The organism is Ectopseudomonas alcaliphila, assembly GCF_900101755.1.
GTDB lineage: Bacteria > Pseudomonadota > Gammaproteobacteria > Pseudomonadales > Pseudomonadaceae > Aquipseudomonas > Aquipseudomonas alcaliphila.
Genome location: NZ_FNAE01000006.1, coordinates 69,031 through 87,213 on the forward strand (window position 1 = coordinate 69,031; position 18,183 = coordinate 87,213).

Consider the following 18,183-nt stretch of genomic DNA (forward strand, 5'->3'; position numbering starts at 1 on the left):
ACTGCAAGAAGGTGGCAGGTATACTCGCCCACCTTGTGAATCGGGCCTGCGCAGTGCCGGGCCTGAGCTGAATCTCGCGGAGTGTCTTCCCATGTCCGGCAATACCTACGGCAAGCTGTTCACCGTCACCACCGCAGGCGAGAGCCATGGCCCGGCGCTGGTCGCCATCGTCGACGGTTGCCCGCCCGGTGTCGAGATTTCCCTGGAAGACCTGCAGCGCGACCTCGACCGGCGCAAGCCGGGCACCAGCCGCCACACCACGCAGCGTCAGGAAGACGACGAGGTGGAAATCCTCTCCGGTGTGTTCGAGGGCAAGACCACCGGTTGCTCCATCGGCCTGCTGATCCGCAACACCGACCAGAAGTCCAAGGACTACTCGGCGATCAAGGATCTGTTCCGCCCGGCCCACGCCGACTACACCTACCACCACAAGTACGGCATCCGCGACTACCGTGGCGGTGGCCGCAGTTCGGCGCGCGAGACCGCCATGCGCGTGGCGGCCGGCGCCATCGCCAAGAAATTCCTGGCCAGCCAGGGCATCGTCATCCGTGGCTACATGAGCCAGCTCGGGCCCATCGAGATTCCGTTCAAGACCTGGGATTCGGTGGAAGACAACGCCTTCTTCAGCCCCGATCCGGACAAGGTGCCGGAGCTGGAGGCCTACATGGATCAGCTGCGCCGCGATCAGGATTCGGTCGGCGCGAAGATCACCGTGGTCGCCGAAGGGGTGATGCCGGGTCTCGGCGAGCCGATCTTCGACCGCCTCGACGCCGAGCTGGCTCATGCACTGATGAGTATCAACGCGGTCAAGGGTGTGGAGATCGGCGCTGGTTTCGCCTGCGTGGCCCAGCGCGGTACCGAGCACCGCGACGAGCTGACCCCGGAAGGTTTTCTGTCCAACAACGCCGGCGGCATCCTCGGTGGCATCTCCAGTGGCCAGCCGATCGTCGCCCACCTGGCACTGAAACCGACCTCGAGCATCACCACGCCGGGGCGTTCCATCGACGTCGACGGCAACCCGGTGGATGTGATCACCAAGGGCCGCCACGACCCCTGCGTGGGCATCCGTGCCACGCCGATCGCCGAGGCGATGATGGCCATCGTGCTGATGGATCACCTGCTGCGTCACCGCGCGCAGAACGCCGACGTGCGCGTCACCACACCGGTGCTGCCACAACTGTGAACCGGGCGGTAGCATGAGTGCGGCCTTGCCTTACTGGCGGCTGTCCGGCTTCTACTTCTTCTACTTCGCCCTGCTCGGGGGTACGGCGCCATTTCTGGCGCTGTACTTCGATCACCTGGGCTTTTCACCCGCGCGTATTGGCGAACTGATCGCCATTCCCATGCTGATGCGCTGCGTGGCGCCGAACCTGTGGGGCTGGCTGGGTGATCACACCGGCCAGCGCCTGCTGATCGTGCGCTTCGGCGCGCTGTGCACCCTGGTCTGCTTCGCCGGCATCTTCTTCAGCCAGAGCTACGCCTGGTTGGCGCTGATCATGGCCACCCATGCCTTCTTCTGGCATGCGGTGCTGCCGCAGTTCGAGGTCATCACCCTGGCCCATCTGCGCGAGCAGTCCGCGCGCTACAGCCAGATTCGCCTGTGGGGCAGCATCGGTTTCATCGTCGCCGTGGTCGGCCTCGGCCTGTTGTTCGAATGGCTGAGCCTGGATGCTTATCCGGCGGCGCTGGTGGTGATCATGGCGGGTATCGTCGCTGGCAGCTTCTGGGTGCCCAATGCGCAGCCGCTGCAGCGCCCGAGCACGCCGGAGCAGGGCGGCTTCATGCGCCAGCTGCGGCGTCCCGGGATTCTCGCGTTCTACATCTGTGTCGGGCTGATGCAACTGAGCAACGGCCCGTACTACACCTTCCTCACTCTGCACCTGGAAGGCGTCGGCTACAGCCGTGGCGCCATTGGCCTGTTCTGGGCGTTGGGGGTGGTAGCGGAGATTCTGCTGTTTCTGGTGATGGCGCGCCTTCTGCAACGTTATTCGCTGCGTGCCGTGCTGCTGGCCAGTTTCCTGATCACCGCCGTGCGTTGGCTGCTGTTGGGCAGCCTGGCGCAATACCTGCCGGTACTGCTGCTGGCGCAGTGCATGCACGCCGCCACCTTCGGCGCCTTCCACGCCGCCTGCATCCACTTCGTGCAGCGCAGTTTCGCTGATCGTCAGCAAGGCCAGGGGCAGGCGCTCTATGCCAGCCTGGCCGGCATCGGCGGTGCGCTCGGCGCGCTGTATGCCGGTTATAGCTGGAAGGGCCTGGGCCCGGCCTGGACTTTCGCCATCGCCAGTCTGGTAGCCTTGCTCGCAGCCTTCATCATTGCCACCCGTCTGCCGCCCGAGCGGCCCTGAATCGAGTGAACCCTTCATGAGCAGCCTCGCCGTCCATTTGCACACCTCACCGGAACTGCCGAACAAGGTGCTTAACCACGCCGATGACATCGCCAGTACCCTGGCGGCGGTGGGCATCGATTATCGCCAGGTGGAATTGCCGGCTGCGTTGCGCCCTGGTTGCGAGCAGGCCGAGTTCGACGCAGCCTATGGCCTGTGGCTGCAGGCGTTCATGGGTAACGAAGGGCATGTACAGCAGGAGCTGTTCAACCTGCAGCGCAACCACCCGCAGAAACTGGAGCTGCGTGCTCGGTATCTCGATGAGCAAGCGCAGCCGAGCGTCAGTGCCTGGTTGTTCATTGGCGGGTTTGCCCAGCTCAGCGTGCATCTGGATGGCTACGTGTACGTGCTGCAGGGCGAGCGCGGTGACCTCCTGACCTTGCCGGCCGGCACGCGTCACTGGTTCGACCTGGGTGAGGAGCCGCATGTGCTGGCGCTGCGCCTGAGCGTGAGCGACGAGGCACCAGAGCGCACGGGGGACGATATCGCCAGGCGTTTTCCGCGTCTGGGGGACTGAGGGAACCCCGGTCATTAGCCGACTATCCTATGCAGGCAACCTCTCAGACAGGAGTGTCGTCATGGGTTCTACCTTCAATGGGCTGATTGGCCTGGTCATCCTGGCCCTGGATATCTGGGCCATCATCAATGTGGTCAAGAGCAACGCGGAAACGGGAATCAAGATTCTATGGATTCTGCTGATCGTGCTGTTGCCAGTGATCGGTCTGATCATCTGGGCGCTGATGGGGCCGCGCGGCAACGTCAGAATATGAGGTGTCTGTGGCTGCTGGCTTTGGTGCTGCTGCCGCTGTTCAGTGTGGCAGCAGATACCACCGACGCCTGGCAGGCACTGCGCGAAGGCCGTGCGCTGATACTCATGCGTCACGCAACGGCGCCGGGTACGGGCGACCCGGCGAACTTCCGTCTGGGGCACTGCGAAACCCAGCGCAACCTCAACGCTCAGGGGCGTGCCGAGGCCCGGCGCTGGGGCGAACTGCTCGCGCGCCAGGGGATCGAGCAGCCGCGTTTGCTCAGCAGTCGCTGGTGCCGCGCGCTGGACACGGCCAGCCACATGCAGCGTGGCCCGGTACAACCATTCGCAGCGCTGGATTCATTCTTCGGGCAGCCCACGGATGGTGCCGAGCAGACCGCGGAGCTGATTCGCTCGATCAATCAACTGCCTGCTGGCGCGCCGTTGGTGCTGGTTTCCCATCAGGTCAATATCACCGCCTTGACCGGTATCTTTCCCGCTTCGGGCGAGGGACTGATCCTGGCTTTGCCGCTGCGGCCACGTGCCGAGCCTCTGGCGCGCATACCCGCGCCCTAGGCTACAAAGCCAGTTGCGCCTGAGCCGGCTGCAATACACCCTCGAGTTCCAATAGCTGCTGCTTGCGCGGCAGGCCACCGGCATAACCGGTCAGGCTGCCGTCCCGGCCGATCACGCGATGGCAAGGCACGATGATGGAGATTGGGTTGGCGCCATTGGCGGTTCCCACCGCGCGCACGGCCTGCGGCCGACCGATGACGTTGGCCAGCTCCGAATAGCTGCAGGTGCGGCCATAAGGGATGGCCAGCAGCGCCTGCCAGACCGCCTGCTGGAATGCCGTACCCCTCGGAGCCAGACGCAGCTCGAACTGACGACGCTTGCCGGCGAAGTATTCATCGAGCTGGCTGCACACGGCGTCCAGCTCACGGCCAGCGGGCTGCCAATGGTCTTCGATGCGCCAGGGCCGGCTGTCCAGCTCCATCAGCAGCAGTTGCAGGCCGCTGTCGTCGGCTGCGATCAGCAGCGGACCGACTGGGCTGTCGTGGTAGCGGTAATGCATGACTCAGCCTCCCGAATAGTTATGCCACAGATGCGCCGCTGCATAAGCGCGCCATGGGCGCCAGGCCTCCGCGCGCGCTTTCAGGCGGCGCGCATCGATACCTTCCGTTCCCCATACCGGCGCCTTGAGTAAACCCAGATCGCTGGCGGGAAAGGCGTCGGCCTCACCGAAGGCACGCAGGGCGATGTATTCCGCCGTCCATGGACCTATGCCGGGCAGGGCACATAGCTGCTCGATCAGTGCCGCGCTGCCGTCGGCCAGATGCAGTTTCAGGCTGCCATCGGCAATGCGCGCGGCGAAATGCTGCAGGCACTGCACACGTTTGCCGGGCATGCCGATGCCGCTCAGGTCGGCCTCGGCAAGCGCTTGTGGCGAGGGGAACAGATGGCTGATGCCCAGCGTTTCCGGTGTTTCGATCCGTGTGCCGACGCGTTCCACCAGGCGCCCGACTATGGTGACCGCGGCCTTGACCGTGACCTGCTGGCCGACGATGGCGCGCACCGCCTGTTCGAACGGGTCGAACGCCACCGGCAGGCGCAGACCGGGATTGCGCAGCAGCAGTGGCGCGAGCAGTGGGTCAGTGCTCAGGTGAAGGGCAATCACCTCCGGCTCGCTGTCGAGATCGAACATGCGTCGCACGCGTCGTTCGAGTTGATCGAGATGTGCAGGCAAGGCCAGGCGGCAGCGCAGTTCCAGTGCGTTCTGCCCCGGCAGCGGCGCAACCCTGAACCAGCCGGTTGTGCCGCCGATGCTGAAGCCGCGGCTGTAGCTGTCCGCGCTCAGCGACTCCAGGCCGGGAATCGCGCGCAGTGCGAAGTGGCCGTGGAACTGTTGCCAGTCCCAGGGCGGTTGATAGGGCAGGAGCAGCGTGATGATGTTCATGGCTGGCACCCTAGCTCGCTGTCGGCGAGTTGTCAGCGCGAAGATGACTTTCAAACTGCAACGACCTGCCTGTGTGCGGGTGCGCGGTGCGCACGGCGCACCCTACATGAGTCGAGTACCACGGACCAAGGTCCAGGCGCGCGGGCTTTTGGTGGGGTGCGCCGCGCGCACCAGGTGGCTCCACGGCACCCTAGGCGCCACGCTGATAGCGCCCCGGCGTCGTGCCTTTCCAGCGCTTGAAGGCGTGGATGAAGTTGGACAGCTCGCCATAACCCAGGCGTTCGGCGATTTCTTCCAGGCTCAGGCCACCCGCAGCCAGCAGGTCTTCGGCCAGGGCCAGGCGCACCTCGTCCTGCAGGGCACGAAAGCGGGTGCCTTCTTCGATCAGTCGACGCCGCAGGGTGCGGCTGCTCAGGTGCAGACGGTCAGCGACCTGTTCCATATCGGCGATCTGCCCCGGCGATTGCAACAGCAACTGGCGCACCCGTCCGGCCAACCCCTGGTGCCATTGATGACGCGCCAGCAGGGCCTGGCATTGCCGCTCACACGCGCTGACCAGTTGTGGGTTGGCCCGTGGCAGTGGGTTGTCCAGCAAATCGGTGGCGAACCCAAGTCGATTTTGTGCCGCGCCGAAGAGCGGTGTCTGGCCGAAGGCGCTGATGAATGGCGAAACGTCAGCCGGCGCTGCCTGGCGCAGTTCCACGTTCAGCAATCGCAGCGTGCTGCCGAGCAGCTCGCGCACGACCACCAGGGCGCCGAGCATGTCGCGCTGCACGATGAAATCATGCAGTGCCGGGGGCAGGGCGCTGTCGTCGAAATTCAGGCTGGCCATCGCGTTATCCACGTTCAGGCTGATGCGGGTGAAGGCATAGGTCAGGCCGTGATAGCGCAAACCCAGTTCGGCGGCCTGGCGCACCGTGGCACTGCTGAGAATGGCGTAACCCCAGGCCCCGTAGGTGGTCAGGTGGTAGCGCCGACCCGCCTGCAAGCCAAGGTCGCTGACGTCGGGCAACGCCTCGATCAGGTTGGCGATCAACTGCAGTTCGCGCTGCGCTTCGATCTCCCCGTTCAGGCTGGCCAGCTGCACCGGGCTGAGCCCGGTTTCATGCAGGCATCTGTCCAGGCTCAGGCCCAGATCGAGCCCCAGCTGGGTGAGCAGCTGGATGCTGATGATGCTGCGTCGGGCGGGCCAGGGCGCTGACATAGATTGTCCGAAAATCACAATATCCTGACCGACTATGCCATAACCTGGGCGCTGCGAGGCAAGTAGCATCTGCTCATCGCCATACACGGGTCGGGGAGACCACAATGAACAACAACCCCCGTACGAACGCGCCCTGGCGCGTACTGATCATCGGCAGCGGCTTTGCCGGTCTGGGCCTGGCCATGCAGTTGCGCAAGGCCGGCGAGGACGACTTCCTGTTGCTGGAAAAGGCCGGCGAGGTCGGCGGTACCTGGCGCGACAACAGCTATCCGGGCGCTGCCTGCGACGTGCCTTCGCACCTGTATTCCTTCTCCTTCGAAGCCAAGCACGACTGGTCGCGCAAATTCGCGCCGCAGGCGGAAATCCACGCCTATATCCTGCAGTGCGTGGACAAGCACCGCTTGCGTCCGCATATCCGCCTCAACAGCGAGGTGCTCGGCGCCGAGTTCGATGCTGCGCGCGGTATCTGGCGCGTCGAGCTGGCCGCAGGCGAGGTGATCGAGGCACAGGCACTGGTCAGTGCCTGCGGCCAGCTCAATCGACCGGCCTACCCGAAGCTGCCAGGGTTGGAAACCTTTCGTGGCGAGGCCTTCCACTCGGCGCGCTGGCGGCACGATATCGATCTGGCCGGCAAGCGCGTGGCGGTGATCGGTACCGGCGCCTCGGCGATCCAGTTCGTGCCGCAGATCCAGCCGAAGGTCGCCAGCCTGAGCCTGTTCCAGCGCTCGGCAGCTTATGTGCTGGCCAAGCCGGATCGCGCCTATCGTCCGTGGGAGATTGCCCTCAAACAGCGTTTGCCCCTGCTGCAACGCGCCGACCGCCTCCTGCAATACCTGCATCACGAGGGCCGGGCGCTGGCCTTTATCCGCTTTCCCTGGCTGATGCGCCTGTTCCGCCACAGCTTCACCCGCCACCTGCAACGGCAGATGCCCGATGCCGGCAAGCGTGAGCGCTTGCAGCCGAACTACCCGATGGGCTGCAAGCGTATCCTGATCAGCAACGACTACTTCCCGGCGCTGGCGCAGGCCAATGTCGAGATCGTCGACTCGGCGATTAGCGAGGTGCGCGAACATTCCCTGGTGACGGCCGATGGCTGTGAGCATCCCTGCGACGTGCTGATCTACGGCACCGGTTTCACCGCCACCGATTTCCTCGCGCCGATGCGTATTCGCGGCCTCGATGGGCTGGAACTTAATCAGGCCTGGAAGGAGGGCGCCGAGGCCTACAAGGGCATCAGCGTCAGCGGCTTTCCCAATCTCTTCCTGCTCTACGGGCCGAACACCAACCTCGGCCACAACTCCATTCTCTACATGCTGGAGAGCCAGTACGCCTACGTGCTGGGCTGCCTGCAGGCGCTGCGCGAGCAGGGGCTGCGCTATCTCGATCTGCGACCGACGGTGCAGCGGCACTACAACATCGAATTGCAACGGGCGACTCATCGAACGATATGGGAACAGGGCTGCGACAGCTGGTACAAGACCGCTACCGGCAAGCACACCAACAACTGGCCGGGGTTCACCTTCACCTATCGCCTCATGACCCGCACTCCGGAGCTTGCCGACTATGACTGCGTCCGCTGATTTCAAGGCCCCAGCCGCCGAGCAGATGTTGCTGCGCGGCCTGTTGCGTGGTTTTCTGCGCCTGTTCTTTCGCGGCCTGGTACGGCCGCCGATGCCGGTGGCCGGGCAGCGTCGTGTGCTGCGTGCACTCACCGCCATCACCCTGACGCCGCGCGGGGTCAGTCGCAGCGCCGATACCCTGGCCGGGCGTCCGTGCGAATGGCACCGGCCGCCTGTCAGCAGCGGCAGCGTGCTGCTCTATCTGCACGGCGGCGCCTTCATGATCGGTGGGCCGGACACGCACCGGGGCATCTGCGCCAGCCTGGCCAAGCGCGGTGCCCTGGAGGTCTGTGCGCTGGACTATCGCCTGGCGCCGGAGCATCCCTATCCGGCGGCGCGCGATGATGTGGTAGCCGCCTATCAGGCCTTGCTGGAGGCAGGGTATCGGCCGCAGCAGATCGTCATTGGTGGCGACTCGGCTGGAGGCAACCTGAGCCTGGTCGGCTGCCTGCGCATCCTCGAACTCGGCCTGCCGGGGCCTGCCGCACTCGTGTGCTTCTCGCCGGTCACCGATTTTACTGGCGAGCAGATGCATGAGCCGCCAGCCGGCGACCCGCTGCTCCACCCTCGCTGGATCGAACAGGCCGCAGAGCTGTATTGCCCCGCCGACCTGCCACGCGATGATCCGGGTTTGTCGCCGCTGTTCGCCGACCTCAGCCGTTTGCCGCCGACGCTTATTCAGGTTGGCGAAGATGAGCTGCTACTCAACGACAGCCTGCGCCTGGCCGAGCGCGCCAGGGCGGCTGGGGTGAACCTGCGCCTGGAGCGTTATCCGGGGCTGTGGCACGTGTTCCAGGCGCATGTCGGCATGTTGCGTGCGGCGGATTACGCCATCGCCCGCGTGGTGGCCTTTCTCCGTGAGCGGGGGGTGTGATGAACAATATCCTCATCAGCGGCGCCGCATCGGGCATCGGCGCGGCCACCGCGCGGCTGTTTCACGCGCGGGGCTGGCGCGTCGGGTTGCTCGATGTCGATGAAAATGCGTTGGCAGCATTGGCCGCCGAGCTGGGCGGCGCCTGGCACACCCAGCTGGATGTGGTCGATGCTGCTGCAGTGAAAGCCGCGCTGGCCGACTTCTGCGCGCAGAGCGGTGGCCAGTTGCGCCTGCTGTTCAATGGCGCCGGCATTCTGCGTACCGGCGCCTTCGCCGGGATCGAGCTGGAGCAACATGCGCGCCTGATAGAGATCAATGTGCTCGGTGTGCTCAACCTCTGCCATGCGGCCTTTGCCTATCTCAAGGCCACGCCAGAGGCGCAGGTGATCAACATGGGCTCGGCCTCGGCACTCTATGGCGTGCCACAGCTGGCCAGCTACTCGGCCAGCAAGTTCGCCGTGCGTGGGCTTACCGAGGCGCTGGAGCTGGAGTGGCGCGCGCACGGCATTCGCGTAGGCGACCTGATGCCACCGTTCGTCAATACGCCGATGGTTCGCAGCCAGGCACAGCGTCCACCCGTGATGCGCCGTCTGGGCGTGCGTCTGGAAGCCGAACAGATCGCCGAAGTCGCCTGGAAGCAGGCACATAAAAGCACCGTGCATCGCCCGGTAGGGTTGCAGTTCGGGCTGCTCTTCAATCTCGGGCAGATCACGCCGGGGTGGATCAACAGGCTGCTGATGGGCTGGCTCAGTCGCCCCTAGTTCCTGGCTTCTCGCTGCGGCTGGCCAATTGCCGCTGGTCGCCGGCTTTGTCACAAAGGCTTTCCGAGGGGCGCGAAACCCTCGCGAAGTGGCTACTCTAGAGAAGACGGTTTCAGTTCGGCGTTCTGCCGGGCAGTCGTCGATACGCTTGCAGTAGACACATCGAGCATCTGCTCGATTCTCGGGGCGGCGCCAATTGGGTGTCTCAAAAACGTAAGTAGTTTTCTGAGGTGCCCAGCAGAGGCCGCGACACCGTCCACAGGACGGCAGCATTGGGAAAGTGGTTAATCCATCCATAGCCTGAGAGGGGGTCGTTTATGAGCACAGCCTTCCACGAAGACTCCAGCACCTCGGTGCTGCGTCGGATGAAAGAAGGGGGATTCGACTTCGCCCAGTTTCACCCGATCGAGTTCTACGCCATCTTCCCCGACGAAGAGCGGGCCAGAATGGCGGCCAGAAACTTTCGCGGCGAGTCGCTCAACGCCCAGATATCCGCCCGCGAGGACGGCATCTGGCACCTGCAAATCAGCAAAGTGATGTACGCCACCCATGCCGGTATCGGCGAGTTCGAACATGACCTGGAGTCCATCGTCGTCCCGCTGGGCGGCAAGATGGATGGCTGGGGCGTTACACAGGAGGTGAAAGCGTCAGCCATGCGTTAGGGAAACACTGAAAAAGCTGTCATGCCTGCGCAGGCGGGCATCCAGAACCAGCGAGTTGTCTGGGCTCCCGCCTTCGCGGGAGTGACGATAAATGGCTTTTTCAGAACATCCTCAAGTGCGGATGCGGCGGCGTCCGTCAGCACAGACCATCGGCCGGTTGTCCGGCCGATGGCTTCAACTCCCAGCCCACCTCGACTTGCCAATCCTTCTCGCGCAGGCTGCGCGGCGGAGGTAGCTATGGCCGATGTTCTGATCCTGACTCATATCGATTATTGCCCGCCAGCCCATCTGGCGCAGGTGCTGCAGGCGCGTGGCTGCAGTTTCGACGTGCTGCGCGTCGACTTGGGCGAACTGCACGGCTACGACCTGGAGCGGCCCAAGGCGATTGCCGTGATGGGCGGGCCGATGAGCGTCAATGACCCGCTGCCCTGGATCGCCGACGAAGTGGCAGCGTTGCAGCGCTTTATCGAGCGTGACATTCCCATCATCGGTCACTGCCTGGGTGGCCAACTGCTGGCCAAGGCACTCGGCGCCACCATCCGCCGTATGCCGTACACCGAGGCCGGCTGGCAGCGCATGCAGCGCCGTTCAAAGGCGACGGACAGCCCCTGGTTGGCGCATTTGCCTGAAGCGTTCAGCATCTTCCAGTGGCATGGCGATACCTTCGCGCTGCCTGACGGCGCCCAGCCTCTGCTGAGCAGCCGCTGGTGCGACAACCAGGCCTTCGCCTGGGGTGACAAGGTGCTGGCGCTACAAGGGCACCCGGAAATGACCGAGGCGCTGATCGAGCTCTGGCTCGATGACTGGGCGCATCTGCTCGATGCCAGCCAGCCCAGCCAGCAGAGCATCGCCGACATGCGCGACGATCTGGGCGGGAAGGTCAGGGCGCTGAACCAGGTCGCTGAGGGCTTCTACGCGCATTGGCTGAAACTGGCTGGGCTGTGAAGGCCCCAAAGAGCTGGCAACAATAACTCTGTTGCTTCTGACCTGGCAGGAGATCTCTCGTCGTTTGGAGACAGGGCATTGTCGCGCGGTTAACCGACTCATCGCCGTCACGCGAGAGCCTATGCACCGCGAGGCGCGGCTCCTACAACGGTGATTGGACTCTATGCAGTAGGAGCTTCGCACCGGGACGAAGCCTTTGAAGCGCCAGGATGCAGAGCCGTGAGCACTGGTGTTGGCAGTTTCTACGGCCCCCAATAATCGAAATAGTGGATGTTGCCGGGTTTGATCTCGATCGCTATCTCTGTGCCGCATCTTATCGTGCGTGTCCCCGGCGCTATTTCCCCCGCCTTGTTAAGCCGGTATGGCCAGGGTTTGCCGTCTACTGAAAGCGTGCCGCAGCCACCACCGTTATCGTGTTCGATTACCAGGTACGTCTTGCCATCGGTGCTTGGTTTATAGCGGCCTCTGAGCTCATAAGTGGCATCGGTATCCGTGGCGACGATGTTGGGCAGCAACCAAGCACCTGCAATAAAAAGAACGGAGCACAGTGCTGCACCAAGGATGATCAGCAGGTACTTGAGCGCTCGTATCACGTGTTGGGTTTCTTCTTCGGTTTCATAGCGCTTCAGGGATCAGCGCCAGCAAATCGGTCACCCCAACATCCACGCCTGCCTGGGCCAATAGCGTCGTGGCCTGGCCACGGTGATGAGTCTGGTGGTTGAACAGGTGCATCAGCAGGGCGAAGAAGTGCTTTTGCGCTGCCACGCCCTTCATGTTGCTGTAGCTCAGCGGCTGATCCAGGTGCTCTTCGTCAATCTCGGCTGCCAGCGCTTCGATGCAACTGTCCAGCAGCTTGCGCAGTACCGCCAGTTCGCGAATGTCCGCCGCCATCGGCTGATCCAGGCGCGTGGGTTTTTCCAGGGTGGCGAGCGCCTGCAAGGCAGGAAAGTTTGCCGGATGCGCGGCATAGCGCCCAAGCCAGATGCGGTCAGCCACTACCAGATGATTCAGCGTGCCCAGGATCGAACCGAAGAACGCGCCACGCTCGGTGCTCAACGCCGCGTCGGACAAGCTGGAAGCAGCTGTGTAGAGCCGTTCGTTCATCCAGCTGTTGTAGCGCGCCATCAGGCGGATATGGTCGATTCTCTGCATGGTTTCACCTGTTGCGCACGACTTACCGGTGATTCTGGCGGCTGCGCCAATCTTCGCTCAGCAGCCCGTAGAGTGCCGAGTCCGATACCTGTCCATCGATGATCCAGCGTTGGCGCAGCAAGCCTTCCTGGCTGAACCCCAAACGTTCAAGAGCGCGCCCGGAGGCTGTATTGGTCGGGTCGATTTCCGCCTCGACCCGATTGAGCCTCAGGGTTTCGAACCCGTGGCACAACAACTCGCTGGCCGCCTCCTGAACGTATCCCTTGCCCCAGGCGCAAGAGGCAATGCCAAAGCCGATCTCTGCGCGACGCGATTGCGGCTGGTAGTTGAACAGCAGGCATTTGCCGATCAGCTCGGCGCTTTGCCTGTCTACGATAGCCAGCGTCAGGCGCTGGCCTTCGCACATGGCCTGCTGTTCTGCGCGAATGTAATCCTGCGCAACGGCCTCGGCATCCCAAGGCGGGGTGTTCCAATACTGCATGACCTGCGGATCGGAAAAGATCGCGAACAGCGCCGCAGCATCCGCTGCTTGCAGAGGGCGCAGGACAAGACGTGGCGTCGTCAGAGTGACGGAAAGATCGGGCATCGGGTTTCCTCGCGTGCTCAGGTGTTCAAAAGCGCTCGTCGGCGATGGCAGGCAGCACCAGTTCGCGCACGTAACTGGCATCGGACAGGCTCAGCAGCGTTCTCACCAGTGCGACGACATCGTGCAGCGGAATCAGCTGACCTTCACCATTTTGCGCAGCCTGTTCGACTGCGGTCTGCAAGCCATCCTGGGTATTGAGGTAGCCCAGTTGCAGACAGGTGACGGCCAGGCGCTGATCGCGAAAACCTTCGCGCAGGGTCTCGGCGATGCCTTTGAGGGCAAACTTGCTGGCGCCGAAGGTGACTTCCGGGCGGCCGCTCTGTGGCAGGGCCGAGGTAGAACCGGTCAGGATCAGCTGCGGCTTCGCGCCGCCAAGCAGGCGCGGTAGCAGGCGTTTGAGCAGCAGCAGGGTTGCGCCGATATTGACGCTGACCATTTCGAGAATCTGCGCGTCGTCGTCCTGCAGAAAGCTGTAGTCATCCTCGAACGCGCGAGCTTCCCAGATGCCCAGGTTGTAGATGATCGCATCCAGCCGCTGCGGTGCCTGGGCCTCGATGGCTTCTACTGCCCGCAGCGGATCGCTCATATCCGCTTCGATCCACTGGATATCCGTAGCGAGGTCGGCCGGACGGCTGCGTGAAATCCCGATCAGCTCGTGGCTTGTCGCCAAACCCTCTACCAACGCACGGCCGAGACCTCGGCTCGCACCGATCACCATGATTCGCATCCTGTGCCTCCTTGATTCCTGCAGGGATCTTCCATGGCTCCGGCGAGGGCAACGCTCGCCCGAGAGGAAGACTGGGACGTTAAGTGGGGCGCTGGCGGTGGGTCAAACGGGATATGCCAGGCAAGCACTTATCGTGTGGGGGATTGCTCTCGCCGTCACTCCCGCGAAGGCGGGAGTGACGGCGAGCTGTTCTGGGTTCCCGCCTGCGCGGGAACGACGGTCGCTGCAGGTGATGAAGGCTCGCAGGTGGTGGCGACTACTGACCGTCCGGCTCCGACCATACGGCAAACTCGTTGCCACCCGGTTCGACGAAGTGAAAGCGTCTGCCGCCGGGGAAGGAGAAGACCGGTTTGACGATTTCCCCACCGGCAGCCTCGACCTTGGCCAGAGTGTCTTCCAGCTTTGCGCTGTAGAACACGATCAGTGCGCTGCCGTTGTCGCTGCGCGCGGACATCTCGGCGCTGAAGAAACCGCCATCCAGGCCCTCGTCGGCGAAGGCAGCGTAATCAGGGCCGTAGTCCGTGAAACGCCAGCCGAAAGCGGCCTGGAAGAAGGCTTTGGTGGCTGGCAGGTTGCGGGTGGGATATTCGACGTAATTGATCTTCTCGTGGACAGGCATACCGGATTCCCTGGCAATGAAGGTGGTGGTGCTTACTGACGCGATTTGGCCAGATCGATGGCCGCCTGAATAGCCGCCCGTGCTTGCGGGCTGTTCTTCCAGCAGGTTGAGCCAAGCTGACCGGCTACCGCGGTGACGATATCGCCAACGTTGGAGTCTGCCAGCTCCTGCAAGGAGTTGATGCCGATCTGTTCGAGTCGCTGCACGACGGTAGGGCCTACGCCTTTAACGTCTAGAAGGGCTTGGTGTTCATCGGTTGGGAAGGGCATTGCATGTCTCGTCGAATGGTTAATCAAGAGCGGTCAGAGGTGTGTCGGCGAGTGGCGTTTGGGAGATTGGTCAGAGTGGGTGACTCTCGCACTGGAGCAAGACCGAGGACACTGGCTATCCCTATTCGCCACGACGGAGTCAGCCGTTGATGTCGCTACAGTCCATCGGGATCGGGGTGCCCAGCAGTTTGCTGAAGTAGCTTACTTGTTCTACTCGCCAAGCCTCGGCCTGGTCACGAATCGCAGCGTTGTGAGCTGTGGGATCTTCATCGTTTTCCAGCACAGATTGGGTGACGGGTATGATCCATTCGGATGCTCCATCCAGATAGCGATGTTCTCCAGATACCACGAATTGAGACTGCTCTTCATTCCATTGCCAGCGCTGGTCAACGTCGTTTCCCCACGTGATCCAAGCGATCAGCTCGCCATGGGCGCCGTAATCGAGCTGGCCGCCAGAGGGTTGTTCGCCAGTGCGTGTTACCTTCAGATGGAAGCCTGAGAGCATCCCGCCTTCTATCGGTTGATAAGCTATACCGCCGAAGAAGTCGGCGGCGCGCAGAACCTCCCGGTTTTTCGCCGCGTAGATTTGGCAGGGAGAGCTGTGCTGGTTTTGTCGGTAGAGAATTACGCTGACTCCGTTACCACTCTCCGGTTTTTCGCCGAAGTCGTAGGAGTAGTCACGCCCCAGTATCGTCAGCAACCAGGGACACGGGCCGTAGGAGGAGCTGAAGCGTTGGGCCTGGCGGCATCTGGGATGAATTTTTCCTGTCAGAGTCACTCCGTCAGCCCCGACATAACGCCAGTTTCCGTAGGTAGGGGAGTAGATGATTGAGAAAGTGAGTAAGCCCATCAGCCCTAACAGGGTGGCGAGATTGGTGTATTTCATGAGTTGTTCTCCTTCACAACTTTAGCTCCGTATCATCGCAAATATCACCTGATGCAGTCGCTGGTGATATGGACATGCAGTTTTTGCTTCTTATCGGCAGGGGCTTTCCAGGGCGGTGGAATCCCGGTTACGTAACCCCGGCCAAGTCAAGGGAGCGCTCAGCAAGTAATGGGCGGAGGAAGCTGCGTTCGTAGCCGATCACGCGGTGTGTTTTTCGGCGTAGCTTCGGGCGGCCTGGGACTGTGGATCCTGTATGGCGTCGCTGCGGCACTGCTGGTGGAGCGCCAGGCTCAGGGCGAGCGCGATATGGTTCGCCCGTCCTATGGCAGGAAAAACCATGATGTTGCCCGCCGAATTTCTCGGCGAGAGTCAATCAGATTTGTGTTGTTCATGGCTGGCCAGCAGTGCGCTTTACGGCTGCGAGATTTATCGCGACCTCAGGCGCCGGATGACTTTCAGGATTCCGCCATAGCCCAGCAGCAGCCACGCGGCCAGGGCCAGTTGCACCAGCGTTGCGGCCATGCTGGCCAGATCCTGCATGGGGATTACTTGCAGGCCCCATTCGTTGTTCAGCGCGGCGATCAGCGTGGCGATCCAGTAGGTCGTATCCGACAGCGACGAGGCCAGCAGCCAGAGCCCGATGAGGATGCAACCGATCTCCAGTGCCGGAACTGTATTGGTCGAGAGGGCTGTGGACCGCTCGTTAACGCCTGGCAAGAGTATTGCGGCGATATGCAATGGCAATAACCAGAGCAGTGCGGCGATGAGCAGCGGAAAGATGATCGAGAGGACAATGGCCGCGATCAGGCTGCTGGTCGGGAGGTTTATGTCCGTGGCAGAGGCCTGCCCCACAAGCTGCAGGGCGCCGATCACGAGGTAGATGGCAAACAGACGTAGCGCAACAGTGAGAATGTCTTCTCGAGACATGCTTTGGTGTCCTTTCTCTCGGGTTGATGAGCCTGTGAGCCCGAACGGCATTGCCCGGTAGCGGGCCAGCATCCATGCCATTGTGTTCTCGACTGGGTGACGTCAACTGACGTTCTTTCGGGGCGGGGAGTTACAAGTGAACGAAGAAAGGCGCAGAGGTTTGGGCCCTGCGCCTTTCGTGTGTTCAGCGGTTGAAGCGTTCAACCAGGGCGTATTGACCCTGTGCGGTGTTGGTCAGGGCTTCGCTGAGTTTGGCGGTGCTTTGCGCTTCGCCAGCGGTCTGGTCGGCCAGTTGGGCAATGGTGGTGATGTTCTGGTTGATCTCGTCGGCCACGGCGCTTTGTTCTTCCGCCGCCGCAGCGATCTGGTTGGCCATGTCGGCGATATTGGCCACCGAGTCGCTGATGCCGGCCAGGGCTTGGTCGGCTTTGAGTACTCGCTCGACGCCTTCATCGGCCTGCTTGCGGCCGATTTCCATGGTCAGCACGGCTTCTTCTGCGGTGCGCTGTAGCTTGGCGATCAGGGTATGGATCTGTTCGGTCGACTCGGCGGTGCGTTGCGCCAGCGAACGCACTTCGTCGGCCACCACGGCGAAGCCACGGCCCATTTCGCCGGCGCGGGCGGCTTCGATGGCGGCGTTGAGGGCGAGCAGGTTGGTCTGGTCGGCGATGCCCTTGATCACGTCGACCACGCCGCCGATTTCATTGCTGTCCTGGGCCAGGCGGGTAACCGTCTCGCCGGTATCGCCCACCGATTGCGACAGGCGCTGGATGGCTTCGCGGGTTTCCGCGGCGATGGTGCGGCCTTCGCCGGTCAGCCGGTTGGCTTCCTGGGTGGCGATGGCGGTACGGGCGACGTTGCTGGCGACTTCCAGGGTGGTGGCGGCCATTTCGTTGACGGCGGTGGCGACCTGTTCGGTCTCGCTGCGCTGGCGCTCGAGGCCGGCCGAGCTGTTGTGCGCGAGCTTGTCGGCTTCTCGCGCTTGCTGAGTCAGTTGTTCGGCGGTGTCCTGCAGGCGGGTGAGGCAGGTTTTCAGGCGCGCTTCCTGGCTGAGCATGGCCATTTCCAGGCGTGCTTCGGCGCCGCGGCTGTCGGTGTACATCTGTGCGATCAGCGGGTCGGAGGTGGTTTGCTCGGCCAGTTTCAACAGGCGTTTGACGCCACGCGTCTGCCAGGCGATGCCGGCCAGGCCCAGCGGCACGGAGAGCACGGCAGCGAGGATGAAGCCCCAGTTGCTGCCCATCCAGTGGCCGATCATGAAGCCGATCTGGCTGACCAGGATGAAGGGCATCCACGCCTGGACGATGGGTAGCCACTGGTTGCTGGCCGGGATGGCTGATTTGCCCGCGTTGATGCGGGCGTACAGCGTTTCGGCGCGGCGTACCTGCTCGGCGGTCGGCTTGACGCGGACGGATTCGTAGCCGACGACCTGGTTGTTTTCGGTCACGGGTGTGACGTAGGCGTTGACCCAATAGTGGTCACCGTTCTTGCTGCGGTTCTTGACGATGCCCATCCACGGGCGGCCCTTTTTCAGGGTCGTCCACATATGCTCGAACACGGCTGCCGGAACGTCCGGATGGCGCACGATGTTGTGTGGCGCGCGCAGCAGTTCTTCACGACTGAAGCCGCTGATGTCGACGAAGGCGTCGTTGCAGTAGGTGATCTGCCCCTTGGTGTCGGTGGTAGAGATCAGGCGCTGCTGAGCAGGAAAGGTGCGCTCGCGCTGAGTGACCGGCTGGTTGTTACGCATGGCAGGTATCCGTCGTTGTAATGCCCTGTCATCGGCCGACAAGCGGCGAAGTTGAGGGCTGAATCCGTTTTGGCGAGTTTAATCGCTTTTTGAATGACGTCACATTTTTG

The 18,183-nt window shown here is 62.8% G+C and carries 22 protein-coding genes; 10 read left to right on the forward strand and 12 right to left on the reverse strand.

Annotated features, from left to right (window positions below; all coding sequences use genetic code 11):
• Positions 1 to 91: 91 nt before the first annotated feature.
• The 5 genes from aroC (at position 92) to BLR77_RS18030 (ending at position 3,711) form a co-directional block, all read left to right on the forward strand.
• Positions 92 to 1,183, forward strand: coding sequence for a chorismate synthase (gene aroC, locus BLR77_RS18010; RefSeq protein WP_074680381.1), 1,092 nt, complete (start codon positions 92 to 94; stop codon positions 1,181 to 1,183).
• 13 nt (positions 1,184 to 1,196) lie between these two features.
• Positions 1,197 to 2,348: an MFS transporter gene (locus BLR77_RS18015; RefSeq protein WP_074680383.1), complete on the forward strand. Its 1,152-nt coding sequence runs from the start codon at positions 1,197 to 1,199 to the stop codon at positions 2,346 to 2,348.
• Between the two features lie 16 nt (positions 2,349 to 2,364).
• A complete protein-coding gene (locus BLR77_RS18020; RefSeq protein WP_074680385.1) occupies positions 2,365 to 2,904 on the forward strand; it encodes an acireductone dioxygenase in 540 nt (179 codons plus the stop codon).
• 61 nt (positions 2,905 to 2,965) lie between these two features.
• A complete protein-coding gene (locus BLR77_RS18025; protein WP_037002762.1) occupies positions 2,966 to 3,157 on the forward strand; it encodes a PLDc N-terminal domain-containing protein in 192 nt (63 codons plus the stop codon).
• Entirely contained in the window at positions 3,154 to 3,711 is a 558-nt protein-coding gene (locus BLR77_RS18030; protein ID WP_074680387.1) for a histidine phosphatase family protein, read from the forward strand. Before BLR77_RS18025 ends, BLR77_RS18030 begins: the two co-directional genes overlap by 4 nt.
• Position 3,712: 1 nt before the next feature.
• On the opposite strand, the gene BLR77_RS18035 is transcribed toward BLR77_RS18030, so the two are convergent.
• The 3 genes from BLR77_RS18035 to BLR77_RS18045 all read right to left on the reverse strand — a co-directional run bounded on the left by BLR77_RS18035 (position 3,713) and on the right by BLR77_RS18045 (position 6,296).
• Positions 3,713 to 4,210 (reverse strand): methylated-DNA--[protein]-cysteine S-methyltransferase, encoded by a 498-nt coding sequence (locus BLR77_RS18035; protein ID WP_064495544.1) that lies wholly within the window; start codon positions 4,208 to 4,210, stop codon positions 3,713 to 3,715.
• Between the two features lie 3 nt (positions 4,211 to 4,213).
• Positions 4,214 to 5,092 (reverse strand): DNA-3-methyladenine glycosylase family protein, encoded by an 879-nt coding sequence (locus tag BLR77_RS18040; RefSeq protein ID WP_074680389.1) that lies wholly within the window; start codon positions 5,090 to 5,092, stop codon positions 4,214 to 4,216.
• A gap of 190 nt (positions 5,093 to 5,282) precedes the next feature.
• Positions 5,283 to 6,296: an AraC family transcriptional regulator gene (locus BLR77_RS18045; RefSeq protein ID WP_202907452.1), complete on the reverse strand. Its 1,014-nt coding sequence runs from the start codon at positions 6,294 to 6,296 to the stop codon at positions 5,283 to 5,285.
• Between the two features lie 104 nt (positions 6,297 to 6,400).
• Here BLR77_RS18045 and BLR77_RS18050 point away from each other — a divergent pair, with 104 nt between their 5' ends.
• The 5 genes from BLR77_RS18050 to BLR77_RS18070 all read left to right on the forward strand — a co-directional run bounded on the left by BLR77_RS18050 (position 6,401) and on the right by BLR77_RS18070 (position 11,157).
• Complete coding sequence (locus tag BLR77_RS18050; protein ID WP_074680393.1) at positions 6,401 to 7,876, forward strand: flavin-containing monooxygenase; 1,476 nt, start codon at positions 6,401 to 6,403, stop codon at positions 7,874 to 7,876.
• Positions 7,860 to 8,789: an alpha/beta hydrolase gene (locus BLR77_RS18055; RefSeq protein WP_074680395.1), complete on the forward strand. Its 930-nt coding sequence runs from the start codon at positions 7,860 to 7,862 to the stop codon at positions 8,787 to 8,789. Before BLR77_RS18050 ends, BLR77_RS18055 begins: the two co-directional genes overlap by 17 nt.
• Positions 8,789 to 9,550: an SDR family oxidoreductase gene (locus tag BLR77_RS18060; RefSeq protein WP_074680397.1), complete on the forward strand. Its 762-nt coding sequence runs from the start codon at positions 8,789 to 8,791 to the stop codon at positions 9,548 to 9,550. Before BLR77_RS18055 ends, BLR77_RS18060 begins: the two co-directional genes overlap by 1 nt.
• A 317-nt stretch (positions 9,551 to 9,867) precedes the next feature.
• The gene (locus tag BLR77_RS18065) at positions 9,868 to 10,212 is read left to right on the forward strand and encodes a ribonuclease E inhibitor RraB (protein WP_061242478.1); all 345 of its coding nucleotides are present in this window, start codon (positions 9,868 to 9,870) and stop codon (positions 10,210 to 10,212) included.
• Positions 10,213 to 10,449: 237 nt separating this feature from the next.
• Positions 10,450 to 11,157, forward strand: coding sequence for a type 1 glutamine amidotransferase (locus tag BLR77_RS18070; protein ID WP_074680399.1), 708 nt, complete (start codon positions 10,450 to 10,452; stop codon positions 11,155 to 11,157).
• Positions 11,158 to 11,399: 242 nt separating this feature from the next.
• Here BLR77_RS18070 and BLR77_RS18075 read toward each other — a convergent pair whose 3' ends face one another.
• The 9 genes from BLR77_RS18075 to BLR77_RS18115 form a co-directional block, all read right to left on the reverse strand.
• Positions 11,400 to 11,750 (reverse strand): hypothetical protein, encoded by a 351-nt coding sequence (locus BLR77_RS18075; RefSeq protein ID WP_074680401.1) that lies wholly within the window; start codon positions 11,748 to 11,750, stop codon positions 11,400 to 11,402.
• 22 nt (positions 11,751 to 11,772) lie between these two features.
• On the reverse strand, positions 11,773 to 12,309 hold the full coding sequence (locus BLR77_RS18080; protein ID WP_074680403.1) for a DinB family protein: 537 nt from the start codon (positions 12,307 to 12,309) through the stop codon (positions 11,773 to 11,775).
• Positions 12,310 to 12,331: 22 nt separating this feature from the next.
• Entirely contained in the window at positions 12,332 to 12,895 is a 564-nt protein-coding gene (locus BLR77_RS18085; protein WP_074680405.1) for a GNAT family N-acetyltransferase, read from the reverse strand.
• Between the two features lie 25 nt (positions 12,896 to 12,920).
• Positions 12,921 to 13,622: an SDR family oxidoreductase gene (locus BLR77_RS18090; RefSeq protein WP_074680407.1), complete on the reverse strand. Its 702-nt coding sequence runs from the start codon at positions 13,620 to 13,622 to the stop codon at positions 12,921 to 12,923.
• Between the two features lie 256 nt (positions 13,623 to 13,878).
• Positions 13,879 to 14,241 (reverse strand): VOC family protein, encoded by a 363-nt coding sequence (locus BLR77_RS18095; RefSeq protein ID WP_074680409.1) that lies wholly within the window; start codon positions 14,239 to 14,241, stop codon positions 13,879 to 13,881.
• A gap of 32 nt (positions 14,242 to 14,273) precedes the next feature.
• Positions 14,274 to 14,510: a helix-hairpin-helix domain-containing protein gene (locus tag BLR77_RS25175; RefSeq protein WP_074680411.1), complete on the reverse strand. Its 237-nt coding sequence runs from the start codon at positions 14,508 to 14,510 to the stop codon at positions 14,274 to 14,276.
• 139 nt (positions 14,511 to 14,649) lie between these two features.
• Positions 14,650 to 15,396 carry a hypothetical protein gene (locus tag BLR77_RS18105; RefSeq protein WP_074680413.1) on the reverse strand — a complete coding sequence of 249 codons (747 nt, stop codon included), beginning with the start codon at positions 15,394 to 15,396 and terminating at the stop codon, positions 14,650 to 14,652.
• 426 nt (positions 15,397 to 15,822) lie between these two features.
• Positions 15,823 to 16,323, reverse strand: coding sequence for a hypothetical protein (locus BLR77_RS18110; protein WP_074680415.1), 501 nt, complete (start codon positions 16,321 to 16,323; stop codon positions 15,823 to 15,825).
• Positions 16,324 to 16,507: 184 nt separating this feature from the next.
• Entirely contained in the window at positions 16,508 to 18,073 is a 1,566-nt protein-coding gene (locus BLR77_RS18115) for a methyl-accepting chemotaxis protein (protein ID WP_074680417.1), read from the reverse strand.
• Positions 18,074 to 18,183 lie beyond the last annotated feature (110 nt).

Coding starts and splice junctions, on each gene's coding strand:
- BLR77_RS18015 (WP_074680383.1), top strand. CDS start 1,197: ATGAGTGCGGCCTTGCCTTACTGGCGGCTGTCCGGCTTCTACTTCTTC.
- BLR77_RS18020 (WP_074680385.1), top strand. CDS start 2,365: ATGAGCAGCCTCGCCGTCCATTTGCACACCTCACCGGAACTGCCGAAC.
- aroC (WP_074680381.1), top strand. CDS start 92: ATGTCCGGCAATACCTACGGCAAGCTGTTCACCGTCACCACCGCAGGC.
- BLR77_RS18090 (WP_074680407.1), bottom strand. CDS start 13,622: ATGCGAATCATGGTGATCGGTGCGAGCCGAGGTCTCGGCCGTGCGTTG.
- BLR77_RS18070 (WP_074680399.1), top strand. CDS start 10,450: ATGGCCGATGTTCTGATCCTGACTCATATCGATTATTGCCCGCCAGCC.
- BLR77_RS18035 (WP_064495544.1), bottom strand. CDS start 4,210: ATGCATTACCGCTACCACGACAGCCCAGTCGGTCCGCTGCTGATCGCA.
- BLR77_RS18040 (WP_074680389.1), bottom strand. CDS start 5,092: ATGAACATCATCACGCTGCTCCTGCCCTATCAACCGCCCTGGGACTGG.
- BLR77_RS18060 (WP_074680397.1), top strand. CDS start 8,789: ATGAACAATATCCTCATCAGCGGCGCCGCATCGGGCATCGGCGCGGCC.
- BLR77_RS18110 (WP_074680415.1), bottom strand. CDS start 16,323: ATGTCTCGAGAAGACATTCTCACTGTTGCGCTACGTCTGTTTGCCATC.
- BLR77_RS18050 (WP_074680393.1), top strand. CDS start 6,401: ATGAACAACAACCCCCGTACGAACGCGCCCTGGCGCGTACTGATCATC.
- BLR77_RS18105 (WP_074680413.1), bottom strand. CDS start 15,396: ATGAAATACACCAATCTCGCCACCCTGTTAGGGCTGATGGGCTTACTC.
- BLR77_RS18055 (WP_074680395.1), top strand. CDS start 7,860: ATGACTGCGTCCGCTGATTTCAAGGCCCCAGCCGCCGAGCAGATGTTG.
- BLR77_RS18065 (WP_061242478.1), top strand. CDS start 9,868: ATGAGCACAGCCTTCCACGAAGACTCCAGCACCTCGGTGCTGCGTCGG.
- BLR77_RS18115 (WP_074680417.1), bottom strand. CDS start 18,073: ATGCGTAACAACCAGCCGGTCACTCAGCGCGAGCGCACCTTTCCTGCT.
- BLR77_RS18045 (WP_202907452.1), bottom strand. CDS start 6,296: ATGTCAGCGCCCTGGCCCGCCCGACGCAGCATCATCAGCATCCAGCTG.
- BLR77_RS18030 (WP_074680387.1), top strand. CDS start 3,154: ATGAGGTGTCTGTGGCTGCTGGCTTTGGTGCTGCTGCCGCTGTTCAGT.
- BLR77_RS25175 (WP_074680411.1), bottom strand. CDS start 14,510: ATGCCCTTCCCAACCGATGAACACCAAGCCCTTCTAGACGTTAAAGGC.
- BLR77_RS18025 (WP_037002762.1), top strand. CDS start 2,966: ATGGGTTCTACCTTCAATGGGCTGATTGGCCTGGTCATCCTGGCCCTG.
- BLR77_RS18085 (WP_074680405.1), bottom strand. CDS start 12,895: ATGCCCGATCTTTCCGTCACTCTGACGACGCCACGTCTTGTCCTGCGC.
- BLR77_RS18095 (WP_074680409.1), bottom strand. CDS start 14,241: ATGCCTGTCCACGAGAAGATCAATTACGTCGAATATCCCACCCGCAAC.
- BLR77_RS18080 (WP_074680403.1), bottom strand. CDS start 12,309: ATGCAGAGAATCGACCATATCCGCCTGATGGCGCGCTACAACAGCTGG.